Genomic DNA, 12,632 nt, shown 5'->3' on the forward strand with positions numbered 1-12,632 from the left:
GAGATGAGGGGAGAATTACTCGTCGCGGGGGCGACGCACAGGCTTGCCCGGGGTCACTTCGCGCACGGCGTGGGAGAACTCGTCCACGTCCTCGAAGTTGCGATAGACCGAGGCAAAGCGGACGTAGGCGATCTTGTCCAGCTTCTTCAGTTCCCGCATCACCATCTCACCCACCTTTTCGGAGGGGATTTCCCGCTCGCCCAGGGCCAGCAGTTTTTCTTCGATGCGGGTAATGGCGCCGTCCACCGCCTCGGTGGTCACGGGCCGCTTGCGCAGGGCCAGCCACAGGCTGGCGGAGAGCTTGTCCCGGTTGTAGTCCACCCGGGAGCCGTTTTTCTTGACCACCTGGGGCAGGCGGATTTCCGCCCGCTCATAGGTGGTGAAACGCTTGTCGCAGTTGAGGCAGCGGCGGCGGCGGCGCACGATGTCGCCGTCTTCGTTGATGCGGGTGTCCACCACCGTGGTGTCCATCGCTCCGCAGAAGGGGCATTTCATCGCTGCGCCGCCCTGGCCGTCTTACTTGCCGTAGACCGGGAACTTGGCGCAGAGGGCGGCCACCTTGGCGCGCACTTCGGCCAGCTTGGCTTCGTCGTTCGGTGCGTCGAGCACGTCGGCCACCAGGTGGGCGATCTGCTCGGCTTCGATCTCGGTGAAACCGCGGCTGGTCATGGCCGGGGAACCGATACGGATGCCGGAAGTGACGAAGGGCTTTTCCGGGTCGTTGGGAATGCCGTTCTTGTTCACGGTGATGTGAGCCTTGCCCAGGGCGGCTTCGGCTTCCTTGCCGGTGATCTTCTTGGCGCGCAGGTCGATCAGGAAGACGTGGGACTCGGTACGGCCGGAAACGATGCGCAGGCCGCGCTCCTCGCCCAGGACCTTGGCCATGACGCGGGCGTTGTTGATCACCTGCTCCTGGTACTTCTTGAACTCGGGGGAAGCGGCTTCCTTGAAGGCCACGGCCTTGGCGGCGATGACGTGCATCAGGGGGCCACCCTGGAGGCCGGGGAAGATGGCGGAGTTGAGGGCCTTCTCGTGCTCGGCCTTCATCAGGATGACGCCGCCGCGGGGACCGCGCAGGGTCTTGTGGGTGGTGGAGGTGACCACGTCGGCGAAGGGCACCGGGTTGGGGTAGTAACCGGCGGCGATGAGGCCGGCATAGTGGGCCATGTCCACCCAGAAGATGGCGCCGACTTCCTTGGCGATCTTGGCGAAGCGCTCGAAGTCGATGCGCAGGGCGTAGGCGGAGGCGCCGGCGACGATGATCTTCGGCTTGTGCTCGCGGGCCAGGGCTTCCATCTTGTCGTAGTCGATCTCTTCCTTCTCGTTGAGACCGTAGGAGACGACGTTGAACCACTTGCCGGACATGTTCAGGGCCATGCCGTGGGTGAGGTGGCCGCCTTCGGCCAGGCTCATGCCCATGATGGTGTCGCCGGGCTTGGCGAAGGCCATCAGCACGGCCTGGTTGGCCTGGGAACCGGAGTTGGGCTGCACGTTGGCGGCTTCGGCGCCGAACAGCTTCTTCAGGCGCTCGATGGCCAGCTGCTCGGCCACGTCCACGTATTCGCAGCCGCCGTAGTAGCGCTTGCCGGGGTAGCCTTCGGCGTACTTGTTGGTCAGCTGGGAGCCTTGGGCTTCCATGACCGCGTTGGAGACGTAGTTTTCGGAGGCGATCAGTTCGATGTGCTCTTCTTGGCGACGATTTTCATCTTCGATCGCCTTCCAGAGTTCGGGGTCCACTTTCGCCAGGGTGTCGTTTGCGGAGAACATCGGTGCTGCCTCTCAAGCCGTTGAAAAAGGCGGAAATTGTATCATGCCAACCCCCGCCGCCACCCCTCCCGGGGAAAACCCTGCCCCAATTTGGGGCGCCGCCCGGCAGAGTCAGCCCGGCAGAGTCAGCCCGGCAGCTCGTCCAGGGCGCCGTCTTCCAGGTGCCGGGTGCAGCTCCACTGGACGATGCGCCAGCCGGCCCCGTCCCTTTCCAGCCAGGTGATGCCGGCATTGGGGATGGTGAAATCCCGGGGCGCCGCCAGGGGGCGTCCGCGTACGTGGCGGTTGATGACGTCCAGCACCCCGCCGTGACACACCAGCACCACCGTTTCGCCCCGGTGTTCCGCCGCCAGGGCCTCCAGGCAGCGGCTGACCCGGGCGGAAAAGTCCTCCAGACTCTCCCCTTGGGGAATGGGCAGCTCCGGCTGGCGCGCCTCGAAGGCCGCATAGGCGCCCGGATGCTGCTGCCGCGCCTCGTCGTAGGTGAGCCCTTCGAAAATGCCGTAGCTGCGCTCCCGCAGGGCCGGCCGCAGACACACGGGACGCCCCAGATGGGCGGCGATGGCCTCCGCCGTGACCCGGGCCCGGGCCAGGTCGCTGCTGTACACCGCCGTCACCGTGCCGGCCTCGGTCGCCAGGCGCCGGGCCGCCGCCCGGGCCTGGCGCAGCCCGGTGGGGTTGAGGCCGATGTCGAGATGGCCCTGGATGCGCCGGTCGGCATTCCAGAAAGTCTCGCCGTGGCGAATGACGCAGATGCGGGTGGGGGCTTTGACCATCGACGGCTCCGGCAACACAGGGCAAAAACCAGGGTTTTAGCAGACCCGGCGGCAGAAGGGAAACAGGGCGTCAAAATGCCAGCGTCACCGGCCGGAAAGCCGCTGCCGGCTAGGGTTTCCACCAATGGCCCGGCCCCGGCCCCTGTGCCACAATCGCCGCGCAATTTGTGGGATTGGGCACCCGGCCGCCACCAACGAGGCCAGGACACCTCCCGCAAGACTCGGGCAGACGCGCTGCACGCCTGCCCTGGCCACAAGCCGAAATACAAGCGATGGGCCCAAGAAGCCCGGCATTTTCGACATCTCTGGAGGAACCAACCGTGACCTTTCTGCTCAGCGTCTCCCGCGGGATCGACGCCCTCAACGAGCGCGTCGGCAAAGCCGTGATCTGGCTGGTGCTGCTCATGACCATTCTCAGCGCCGGCAACGCCGTGATGCGCTACACCATCAATTACAGTTCCAACGGTCTGCTGGAAATCCAGTGGTACCTCTTCGCCGTGATCTTCCTCTTCAGCGCCGGCTACACCCTGCTGCGCAACGAGCACGTGCGCATCGACGTGGTGGCGGGCAAGTTCTCCCCCCGCGGCCAGGCCTGGATCGACATCATCGGCACCCTGCTGTTCCTGATGCCCATGGCCGTCCTGATCATGTACCTGTCCTGGCCCATTTTCATGAATGCCTGGGACTCCGGTGAAATGTCCTCCAACCCCGGCGGCCTGATCCGCTGGCCGGCCCGCCTGATGATTCCTGTCGGCTTCCTGCTGCTGGTGCTGCAGGGCCTCTCCGAACTGATCAAGCGCATCGCCTTCCTGCGCGGCCTGATCGCCAACCCCGCTGAAAAGCACAAAGGCCCCTCCGCCGAAGAAGAACTGGCGGCCGCAATCAAGGCCAAGAAAGGCGAGGCATAACCATGGAATTCCTGATCAACAACATGGCGCCGGTAATGTTCGGCGCCCTCGTCCTGTTCCTCCTCTTCGGCTACCCGGTGGCCTTCGCCCTGGCCGCCAACGGCATGGTCTTCGGCTTCATCGGCATGGAACTGGGTCTGCTCCACCCCGCCCTGTTCCAGGCCCTGCCGGAACGGGTCTTCGGCATCATGGCCAACGACACCCTGCTGGCCATTCCCTTCTTCACCTTCATGGGCCTGGTGCTGGAGCGCTCGGGCATGGCGGAGGATCTGCTCGACACCATCGGCCAGCTCTTCGGCCCCATGCGCGGCGGCCTGGCCTATGCGGTGATCTTCGTCGGCGCCCTGCTGGCGGCCACCACCGGCGTGGTGGCGGCTTCGGTGATCTCCATGGGCCTGATCTCCCTGCCCATCATGCTGCGCTACGGCTACGACAAGCGCCTGGCCTCCGGCGTCATCGCCGCCTCCGGCACCCTGGCCCAGATCATCCCGCCCTCCCTGGTGCTGATCATCATGGCCGACCAGCTGGGCAAGTCCGTGGGCGACATGTACGAAGGCGCCATGGTCCCCGGCCTGATCCTGACCAGCCTGTATGTGGGCTACGTCGTCATCCTCACCCTCATCAAGCCCAACGCCGCCCCGGCCCTGCCCCTGGAAGCCCGCTCCCTGCGCGGCGCCAAGCTGCTGATGCGGGTGCTGACCTCCCTGGTGCCGCCCCTGGTGCTGATCTTCCTGGTACTGGGCACCATCTTCCTGGGCATCGCCACCCCCACCGAGGGCGGCGCCATGGGTGCCAGCGGCGCCCTGATCCTGGCCCTGATGCGCAAGCGCCTGTCTGTCTCCCTGCTCAAGCAGGCCATGGACACCACCGCCAAGCTGTCCTCCTTCGTGGTCTTCATCCTGGTGGGCTCCACGGTGTTCGGCCTGGTCTTCCGGGCGGTGAACGGCGACCTGTGGGTGGAACACCTGCTGACCTCCCTGCCGGGCGGCCAGCTGGGCTTCCTCATCGTGGTGAACATCCTGGTCTTCGTCCTGGCCTTCTTCCTGGACTTCTTCGAACTGTCCTTCATCATCGTTCCCCTGCTGGGACCGGTGGCGGAAAAGCTGGGCATCGACCTGATCTGGTTCGGCGTGCTGCTGGGGGTGAACATGCAGACCTCCTTCATGCACCCGCCCTTCGGCTTCGCCCTGTTCTACCTGCGTTCCGTGGCCCCGGCCTCGATCAAGACCACCGATATCTACTGGGGCGCCGTGCCGTTCGTGTGCATCCAGATCATCATGGTGGCCCTCATCATCATCTTCCCGGGCATCGTCAGCTACGGCGATCCGGCCCACCGGGCCCCGACCCAGCAGGAATCCGAAGCCATGGACCTCAACTCCCTGATGCAGCAGCAGGAGGGAGAAGGCGGAGGCTCCGGCGAAGAGGGTCAGAACGAACTGCTCAAGCAGCTGCAGCAGAACAGCAACTGAGCCCAGGTTCATCCCTAGCTTGTGCCCGCCGGCAACCCCGGCGGGCTTTTTTTTCGCCCGCCGCCGGCCACTCCGCCGAACGAGCGGCAATAAAAAAGGGAGCCGCAGCTCCCTTTTCGCTTCAGGCCGGAGAACCCCGGCTCAGCCCCACATGGCCCGCTCGATCAGACCCTTGACGGTCTTGGGGTCGAAGGGCTTGTCGCAGATGGCGGAAACGCCGGCCTGCTCCACCGCGGCCAGGCGGCTCATATTGGATTCGCTGGTGACCATCAGCACCGGCACGGTGGCCTGCCAGCTCTGCTGGCGGATGTATTCCACCAGGGCCTTGCCGTCCATTTCCGGCATGTTGTAATCGGTAAGCACCAGATCCACCATGGTTTCGCCGAGCACGGACACCGCCTCCTTGCCATTGCTGGCTTCGAGGAAGTTCTCGATGCCCAGGTTCTCCAGGATGTGGCGCAGGAATTTGCGGGACACCGGGCTGTCGTCCACGATCAGCACCTTCAGGCTTTCCAGGTCCACCGGCACTTCCAGCTGGCCTTCCGGCTCCAGGTAGTCGATCACCGCGCGCAGGGCGGTGAGCAGCTGCTTTTCGCTGAAGGGTTTGGGCAGGATGCTGCAGGCGCCGGACTGACGGATGGGGTCCAGCACCTTGGGCCTGGTTTCGCTGGAGATGAGCACGAAGGGCAGCATTTCCAGGTCATCGTCGGCGCGCATGGCGTAGACCAGCTCGGTGCCGGTCATGTCCGGCAGATACATGGCGCTGATGACCACGGAAGGCTTGGACCGGTGCAGCAGGGCCAGGGCATCGGCGCCACTGGCGGCAGTCTGCATGTTGGCGACGCCCAGGTTGCGCAGGAACTGGCCGACGATATGGGCCTGGGTGTGGGATGGTTCCACCAGCACGACCGAGAGGTCGGCGACGGAAGAAATCATGTGCATGGAGCTCCCCTCCTTCTATTGTGCCGGCCACTATAGCAAAAACCCCGGCACGAAGCCGGGGCCGGAGTGGGGCGGAGGCGGCTTACTGCTTGCCGCGGACGAAGCGCAGGGTGGTGGCGGCTACCCGGGCGCCGTAGAGGCGGGCCGTTTCCAGGTCGCCGGCGGGGGGCGCCACGTCGGGGCCGACGTCGGAGTCGGACTGGGCCATGGCGCCGTAGGAAGCACCCATGCGGTTCACGTCGTTGCGCTGGGCCTTGGAGCTGTTGGCCGGCAGCAGCCCCAGGCTGACCCAGATCATGCCGTGCTGCAGGGCCAGGGTGGCGAGGGCGCCCAGGGTGCCCTGCTTGTCGCCGTTGAGGGAGGCGGAGTTGGTGAAGCCGCCGGCCACCTTGTCCTGCCAGGCCCGGGTGAACCAGGCCTTGGAGGAGGCGTCGGCGAATTCCTTGAACTTGGCGGAGGGGCCGCCCATGTAGGTGGGGGCGCCGAAGATGATGCCATCGGCCCCATCCAGGTCAGCCCAGGGCACGGCGGCGATGTCGTCCAGGGCCACCAGCTGGGCGCTGGCGCCGGCCACCTCATTGACGCCGGCGGCGACGGCGGCGGCCTGCTTGGCGGTGTGGCCGTAGCCGCTGTGATACACGATGGCGATCTTTGCCATGAAACGCTCCTTCAGTCTGTCGGGGGTTGGGAAGTTGGGAATGGGAAATCAGGACCAACGGCAGGCAACGCTCAGGCCGCGGGCGGCAGGTCGAAGAGAAGAAACTCCCCCGGCTCGGCGCCGCCCTGGAAGGCCAGCTCGGATTCGTCGGCAATCTTGGCGCCGTCGCCGGCGGCCAGGGCCACGCCGTTGAGGCTGACTTGGCCGCGGATGACATGGACGTAGGCCAGACGGCCTGGCGCCAGGGCGTGGCGCACCGCCTCGGCCGGGCCCAGGTGGGCCGCCAGCAGCAGGGCGTCCTGCTGGATCACGGCGCTGCCGTCGCGGCCGTCCGGCGAAGCCACCAGCACCCACAGGCTGGCGTTGTCCGGCGTGAACAGCCGGTGCTGGTCGTAGCTGGCCCTGCCTCCCTTGAGGGCCGGCTCGATCCAGATCTGCAGCAGATGGGTTTCCTCATCGGCGGAAGGGTTGAACTCGCTGTGCAGCACGCCTTTGCCGGCGCTCATGCGCTGCACCTCGCCGCGGCGGATGATGCCGCCGTTGCCCAGGCTGTCCTTGTGTTCCAGGGCGCCGGAGAGGATGTAGGTGACGATTTCCATGTCCCGGTGGCCGTGCATGGGGAAACCGGTGCCCGGCGCCACCCGGTCCTCGTTGATCACCCGCAGCGCGCCCCAGCCCATTTCCCGGGGATCGTAGTAGTCGGCGAAGGAAAAGCTGTGTTTGGCCTGGAGCCAGCCGTGATCGGCCTGGCCCCGGGCGTCGGACGGACGTAGCTGGATCATGTCGGGCTCCTTGGCAAGAAGTATTGTTCATTTGCATTCATGGGTTGAAGCCATACTAAGCAATGGATTAGAGTGATTCCAGCGAAATGAACTCACCGATTCATTCAATTTCCTTCACCTATGCGCATCTCCCTCGACGCCCTGCAGATCCTCGACGCCATCGACACCCAGGGCTCCTACGCTGCCGCCGCCAGCCGCCTGCACCGGGTACCCTCGGCCCTCTCCCACGCCATGCAGAAGCTGGAAGGGGAGCTGGGGGTGGAACTGTTCGAGAAGAGCGGCCGCCGCGCCATCCTCACCGCCGCCGGCCGCACCCTGCTGGAGGACGGCCGCCATCTGCTGCGCGCCGCCCTGGAGCTGGAGTCCCGGGTGAAGCGGGTGGCCACCGGCTGGGAAACGGAGCTGTCCATCGCGGTGGACTCGGTCATCCCCGGCGAGCGCCTCTATCCCCTGCTGCAGCGCTTCTACGACGAAGGCCACGGCACCCGCCTGCGCCTCTCCTACGAAGTCCTGGGGGGCTGCTGGGACGCCCTGACCACGGGCCGGGCCGACCTGGTGATCGGCGCCCCCGGCGACATGCCGGCCCGGGGCGGCATCGCCACCCGGCCCCTGGGCACCATGGAGCTGGTATTCACCATGGCCCCCGGTCATCCCCTGAGCACGGTGCCCGAGCCCATTCCAGCCCACGAACTGGCCCGGTACCGGGCCGTGGTGCTGGCCGACACCTCCCGGGAACTGGCCGCCCGCACCAGCGGCCTGCTGGAAGGCCAGGACGCCCTGCGGGTGCCGGACATGCAGAGCAAGGCGGCGGCCCAGGCCGCCGGTCTTGGCGTCGGCCACCTGCCACCCTGGCTGGTGGCGCGGGAAGTGGCGGCAGGCCGCCTGGTCACCAGGACCCTGGCCGAACCCAAGGGCAGCACCCCGCTCCACATTGCCTGGCGCCCCTCCCACGAGGGCCGTGCCCTGGCCTGGTTCCTGGCGGCCCTGGAGGACCGGGAGCTGTGCCAGACCCTGACCGCGGGTCTGGCGTAAAGGGGGAAGCCGGCCCCCGGCTGGGGTAAAATTCCCGGATGACCGATCCCAGCTTCGTCCATCTCCGCCTCCACAGCGAATACTCCATCACCGACGGCATCGTCCGCCTCGACGACGCCGTGGCCCGCGCCATCGCCGACGGCCAGCCGGCCATGGCCCTCACCGACCTGGCCAACGCCTTCGGCCTGGTGAAGTTCTACAACGCCTGCCGCGGCAAGGGCGTCAAGCCCGTCGCCGGCGCCGACGTGTGGATCGCCAACGAAACCGAGACCGACCGTCCCTTCCGCCTGCTGCTGCTGGTGCGCAGCCACCGGGGCTACCTGCAGCTGTGCGAACTGCTGTCCCGGGCCTACCTGGCCGAAGGCCGGCGGGACCGGGCCGAGATCAAGCGGGCCTGGTTCGACGAAGTGGGCTGCGACGGCCTCATCGCCCTCTCCGGCGCCAAGGACGGCGACGTGGGCGACGCCCTCCTGGCCGGCAACCGGGACCTGGCGGCGGCCCGGGCCAGGGCCTGGAGTGCCCAGTTCCCCCAGGCCTTCTACCTGGAAGTGCAGCGGGCCGGCCATCCCCAGCAGGAGCAACTGGTGTCGGCCACCGCCGACCTCGGCGCCGACCTGGAACTGCCCCTGGTGGCCACCCACCCGATCCAGTTCCTCGACGCCGACGACTTCAAGGCCCACGAGGCCCGGGTCTGCATCGCCGAGGGCTACGTCCTGGGCGACCGGCGCCGCCCCAAGACCTTCACCGAACAGCAGTATTTCAAGACCCAGGCGGAAATGGCGGAGCTTTTCGCCGACCTGCCCGAGGCCCTGGAAAACACGCTGGAAATCGCCAAGCGCTGCAACCTGACCCTGACCCTGGGCAAGAACTTCCTGCCCCAGTTCCCCACCCCCGACGGCATCTCCCTGGACCAGCACCTCATCAACGAGGCCAAGGCCGGCCTGGAGAAGCGCCTGGAACTGCTGTTCCCGGACCCGGAGGAGCGGCAGCGGCGGCGCCCGGAGTACGACGAGCGCCTGGAGATCGAGACCAAGACCATCGTGCAGATGGGCTTCCCCGGCTACTTCCTGATCGTGGCCGACTTCATCAACTGGGGGAAGCACAACGGCGTGCCCGTGGGCCCGGGCCGGGGTTCCGGCGCCGGCTCCCTGGTGGCCTACAGCCTGGGCATCACCGACCTGGACCCGCTGCAGTACGCCCTGCTGTTCGAGCGCTTCCTCAACCCCGAGCGGGTCTCCATGCCCGACTTCGACATCGACTTCTGCCAGGACAACCGCTGGCGCGTGATCGAGTACGTGCGCCACAAGTACGGCGTCGATGCGGTGTCCCAGATCGCCACCTTCGGCACCATGTCCTCCAAGGCGGTGATCCGGGACGTGGGCCGGGTGCTGGACCTGCCCTACAACTTCTGCGACTCCCTCTCCAAGCTCATCCCGGTGGAAGCCAACAAGCCGGTGTCCCTGGCCCAGGCCCTGGAAATGGAGCCCCAGCTGAAGGAGAAGATGGAGGAGGAAGAGGAAGTGGCCGAGCTGTTCGAGCTGGCCATGAAGCTGGAGGACTTGACCCGCAACGTGGGCATGCACGCCGGCGGCGTGCTGATCGCCCCGGGCAAGCTCACCGACTTCTGCCCCCTCTACGCCCAGCCCGGCTCCGACTCGGTGGTCAGCCAGTACGACAAGGACGACGTGGAAAAGGTCGGCCTGGTGAAGTTCGACTTCCTCGGCCTGCGCAACCTGACCATTATCGAGCTGGCCGTGGAGTACGTGGAACGGCTCACCGGCGAAAAGCTGGACCTGCTCTCCCTGCCCTTCACCGACCCCGCCGCCTACCAGATTCTCAAGGACGCCAACACCACGGCGATCTTCCAGGTGGAATCGGAGGGCATGAAGAAGCTGCTGAAGAAGCTGGCCCCCGACCGCTTCGAAGACATCATCGCCGTGCTGGCCCTGTACCGTCCCGGCCCCCTGGGCTCGGGCATGGTGGACGACTTCATCCTGCGCAAAAAGGGCCAGCAGAAGATCGACTATTTCCACCCGGACCTGAAAGGCTGCCTGGACCCCACCTACGGGGTGATCGTGTATCAGGAACAGGTGATGCAGATCTCCCAGATCATCGGCGGCTACACCCTGGGCGGCGCCGACATGCTGCGCCGGGCCATGGGTAAGAAAAAGGCCGAGGAAATGGCCAAGCACCGGGAGACCATTGCCGAAGGGGCGAAGAAGAAGGGCTACGACCCGGCCCTGGCCGAACAGCTGTTCGACCTCATGACCAAGTTCGCGGAGTACGGCTTCAACAAGTCCCACACCGCCGCCTACGCCATGGTCACCTACCACACCGCCTGGCTCAAGGCCCACCACTGCTCGGCCTTCATGGCGGCCACAATGTCCTCGGACATGGACAACACGGACACCGTGAAAATCTTCTACGAAGACACGGTGAAAAACGGTATCAAGGTGCTGCCGCCGGACGTGAACCACTCCGACTACCGCTTCGTGCCGGTGGACGGCAAGACCATCCGCTACGGCCTGGGGGCGGTGAAGGGCACCGGCCAGCAGGCGGTGGAGTGCATCCTCGCCGCCCGCGCCGAAGGCGGCCCCTTCAAGGACCTTTTCGACTTCTGCCTGCGGGTGGACAAACGCCTGGTGAACCGCCGCACCATCGAAGCCCTGATCCGCGCCGGCGCCTTCGACACCCTGGACCCGAGCCGGGACCGGGCCCAGCTCATCGCCTCCGTCAGCATCGCCATGGAAGCGGCCGACCAGGCCGAGCGCAACGCCCACCAGGGCGGCCTCTTCGAGATGTTCGGCAGCGGCGACGACGCTGTGGCCGAAGCGCCCCAGTACGTCAGCGTCCGCCCCTGGAGCGACAAGCAGCGCCTGCTGGAAGAAAAGACCGCCCTCGGCTTCTTCTATTCCGGCCACCCCTTCGACAGCATCCGCAGCGAAGCCAAGCGCTTCGCCGGCCGCCCCCTGAGCGCCCTGGCCCCGGCCCGGGAGCCCCAGACCCTGGCCGGCGTGGTCATGGACCTGCGGGTGAAGATGACCAGCCGGGGCCGCATGGGCATCATCATCCTGGACGACGGCTCCTGCCCGTCGCTGGAGGTGACGGTCTACAGCGAGGTCTTCGATGCCCACCGCAACAAGCTGAAGGTGGACGAACCCCTGATCATCGAAGGCAAGGTGAGCAAGGACGACTTCCGCGACGGCCTGCGCATCGTCGCCGAGAATCTCTACACCCTGCCCGAAGCCCGCACCCGCTTCGCCCGCCAGTTGCGCCTGTCGATGAACGGCCAGGCCGATGCGCGCAAGCTGCAGGAACTGCTCACCCCCTTCCGCATGGAAGGCGGCTGCCCGGTACGCATCGCTTACCGCAACGGCGAAGCCCAGTGCGAGCTGATCCTGGGCGAAGGCACCCGGGTGCGACCGGACGACGACCTGCTGCAAACCCTGCAGGACTGGCTCAGCCCCGCCGGCGTCGAGCTGCAGTACAACTAACCCCGGCCCCCGGGCCATGCTTCCCCCACTCCTGAGGAGCCCGCCATGAACTGCAAACCCCTTCTCGCCGTTGCCCTGGCACTGGCCCTGGCCGCCTGTTCCAAGGTCACCCTGGAAAACTACGGCAAGCTGAAAATGGGCCAGAAGTACGAGGAAGTGACGGCCATCATCGGCGAGCCCAGCCACTGCGACGAAACCCTGGGGGTGCGTTCCTGCGCCTGGGGCAGCGAACAGCAGGGCATCACCGTCAATTTCTTTGGCGGCCAGGTGGTCCTGCTCTCCGCCCGCAACCTGAAGTAGGCCCATGTCCATCCGCCTCATCGACGGCGCCCTGCTGGCGGAGGTGACAGCCGAAGCCCAGGCCTCGCCCCGGCTGCGCAAGAACCGCAACTTCCATCCCCGGGACGACTACCCGGGCCACCGCCTGCTCAACGCCCTGGAACCAGGCTCCTACGTGCCGCCCCACCGCCACCTGGACCCCAACAAGGATGAAACCATGGTGGTCCTCAGCGGCCGCCTGGGCCTGGTGACCTTCGACGGGCAGGGCAACATCACCGGCACCGCCGTGCTGGCCCCGGGCAGCCACACCCTGGGCGTGGACATCCCCCACGGCACCTGGCACTCCGTCCTGGCCCTGTGCCCGGGCACCGTCTTCCTCGAAGCCAAGTCCGGCCCCTACCTGCCCCTCACCGGTGACGAACTGGCCCCCTGGGCCCCGGCGGAAGGCCAGGTGGAAGCGGCTGCCTACCAGGCCACCCTGGCCCGCCTCTTCGCCGCCCCGGCAAGCTAAAAAAAGGCCCGCTG

General features: G+C 66.6%; 12 protein-coding genes. 6 read left to right on the plus strand and 6 right to left on the minus strand.

Annotated elements, in window-relative coordinates; genetic code table 11:
* Nucleotides 1–15 precede the first annotated feature (15 nt).
* From nrdR to OEL49_RS16005, 3 genes are all read right to left on the minus strand, one after another.
* Nucleotides 16–495 (minus strand): transcriptional regulator NrdR, encoded by a 480-nt coding sequence (gene nrdR / locus OEL49_RS15995; protein WP_043797837.1) that lies wholly within the window; start codon nt 493–495, stop codon nt 16–18.
* A 21-nt stretch (nt 496–516) separates the two neighbouring features.
* Complete coding sequence (glyA, locus tag OEL49_RS16000; RefSeq protein ID WP_014236366.1) at nt 517–1,767, minus strand: serine hydroxymethyltransferase; 1,251 nt, start codon at nt 1,765–1,767, stop codon at nt 517–519.
* A 125-nt stretch (nt 1,768–1,892) separates the two neighbouring features.
* Nucleotides 1,893–2,543: a histidine phosphatase family protein gene (locus OEL49_RS16005; RefSeq protein ID WP_152090478.1), complete on the minus strand. Its 651-nt coding sequence runs from the start codon at nt 2,541–2,543 to the stop codon at nt 1,893–1,895.
* Nucleotides 2,544–2,863: 320 nt separating this feature from the next.
* Here OEL49_RS16005 and OEL49_RS16010 point away from each other — a divergent pair, with 320 nt between their 5' ends.
* Together OEL49_RS16010 and OEL49_RS16015 are read left to right on the plus strand one after the other, a co-directional pair.
* Nucleotides 2,864–3,451 carry a TRAP transporter small permease subunit gene (locus tag OEL49_RS16010; RefSeq protein WP_014236364.1) on the plus strand — a complete coding sequence of 196 codons (588 nt, stop codon included), beginning with the start codon at nt 2,864–2,866 and terminating at the stop codon, nt 3,449–3,451.
* Nucleotides 3,452–3,453: 2 nt separating this feature from the next.
* On the plus strand, nt 3,454–4,920 hold the full coding sequence (locus OEL49_RS16015; RefSeq protein ID WP_287875617.1) for a TRAP transporter large permease: 1,467 nt from the start codon (nt 3,454–3,456) through the stop codon (nt 4,918–4,920).
* Nucleotides 4,921–5,061: 141 nt separating this feature from the next.
* Here OEL49_RS16015 and OEL49_RS16020 read toward each other — a convergent pair whose 3' ends face one another.
* The 3 genes from OEL49_RS16020 to OEL49_RS16030 all read right to left on the minus strand — a co-directional run bounded on the left by OEL49_RS16020 (nt 5,062) and on the right by OEL49_RS16030 (nt 7,302).
* Nucleotides 5,062–5,862: a response regulator gene (locus OEL49_RS16020; RefSeq protein ID WP_205230130.1), complete on the minus strand. Its 801-nt coding sequence runs from the start codon at nt 5,860–5,862 to the stop codon at nt 5,062–5,064.
* An 82-nt stretch (nt 5,863–5,944) separates the two neighbouring features.
* Nucleotides 5,945–6,520: a flavodoxin family protein gene (locus OEL49_RS16025; RefSeq protein ID WP_130459362.1), complete on the minus strand. Its 576-nt coding sequence runs from the start codon at nt 6,518–6,520 to the stop codon at nt 5,945–5,947.
* Nucleotides 6,521–6,591: 71 nt separating this feature from the next.
* On the minus strand, nt 6,592–7,302 hold the full coding sequence (locus OEL49_RS16030; protein ID WP_130459363.1) for a pirin family protein: 711 nt from the start codon (nt 7,300–7,302) through the stop codon (nt 6,592–6,594).
* A gap of 120 nt (nt 7,303–7,422) precedes the next feature.
* Between OEL49_RS16030 and OEL49_RS16035 the strand changes: the two genes are divergently transcribed.
* From OEL49_RS16035 to OEL49_RS16050, 4 genes are read left to right on the plus strand one after another with little or no spacing between them, the layout of a single operon-like run.
* Nucleotides 7,423–8,334: a LysR family transcriptional regulator gene (locus tag OEL49_RS16035; protein ID WP_287875622.1), complete on the plus strand. Its 912-nt coding sequence runs from the start codon at nt 7,423–7,425 to the stop codon at nt 8,332–8,334.
* Between the two features lie 38 nt (nt 8,335–8,372).
* Entirely contained in the window at nt 8,373–11,828 is a 3,456-nt protein-coding gene (gene dnaE, locus OEL49_RS16040; protein ID WP_205230134.1) for a DNA polymerase III subunit alpha, read from the plus strand.
* Between the two features lie 45 nt (nt 11,829–11,873).
* A complete protein-coding gene (locus tag OEL49_RS16045; RefSeq protein WP_014236357.1) occupies nt 11,874–12,128 on the plus strand; it encodes a hypothetical protein in 255 nt (84 codons plus the stop codon).
* Nucleotides 12,129–12,132: 4 nt separating this feature from the next.
* Nucleotides 12,133–12,618 carry a WbuC family cupin fold metalloprotein gene (locus OEL49_RS16050; RefSeq protein WP_152090469.1) on the plus strand — a complete coding sequence of 162 codons (486 nt, stop codon included), beginning with the start codon at nt 12,133–12,135 and terminating at the stop codon, nt 12,616–12,618.
* Nucleotides 12,619–12,632 lie beyond the last annotated feature (14 nt).

It is taken from the genome of Azospira sp., assembly GCF_030247495.1.
In the GTDB taxonomy this organism is placed as follows: domain Bacteria; phylum Pseudomonadota; class Gammaproteobacteria; order Burkholderiales; family Rhodocyclaceae; genus Azospira; species Azospira oryzae.

Bases quoted from the DNA above. Each gene is read 5' to 3' on its own strand.
- dnaE (WP_205230134.1), top strand. From the start codon at position 8,373: ATGACCGATCCCAGCTTCGTCCATCTCCGCCTCCACAGCGAATACTCC.
- glyA (WP_014236366.1), bottom strand. From the start codon at position 1,767: ATGTTCTCCGCAAACGACACCCTGGCGAAAGTGGACCCCGAACTCTGG.
- OEL49_RS16020 (WP_205230130.1), bottom strand. From the start codon at position 5,862: ATGCACATGATTTCTTCCGTCGCCGACCTCTCGGTCGTGCTGGTGGAA.
- nrdR (WP_043797837.1), bottom strand. From the start codon at position 495: ATGAAATGCCCCTTCTGCGGAGCGATGGACACCACGGTGGTGGACACC.
- OEL49_RS16035 (WP_287875622.1), top strand. From the start codon at position 7,423: ATGCGCATCTCCCTCGACGCCCTGCAGATCCTCGACGCCATCGACACC.
- OEL49_RS16045 (WP_014236357.1), top strand. From the start codon at position 11,874: ATGAACTGCAAACCCCTTCTCGCCGTTGCCCTGGCACTGGCCCTGGCC.
- OEL49_RS16050 (WP_152090469.1), top strand. From the start codon at position 12,133: ATGTCCATCCGCCTCATCGACGGCGCCCTGCTGGCGGAGGTGACAGCC.
- OEL49_RS16030 (WP_130459363.1), bottom strand. From the start codon at position 7,302: ATGATCCAGCTACGTCCGTCCGACGCCCGGGGCCAGGCCGATCACGGC.
- OEL49_RS16005 (WP_152090478.1), bottom strand. From the start codon at position 2,543: ATGGTCAAAGCCCCCACCCGCATCTGCGTCATTCGCCACGGCGAGACT.
- OEL49_RS16025 (WP_130459362.1), bottom strand. From the start codon at position 6,520: ATGGCAAAGATCGCCATCGTGTATCACAGCGGCTACGGCCACACCGCC.
- OEL49_RS16015 (WP_287875617.1), top strand. From the start codon at position 3,454: ATGGAATTCCTGATCAACAACATGGCGCCGGTAATGTTCGGCGCCCTC.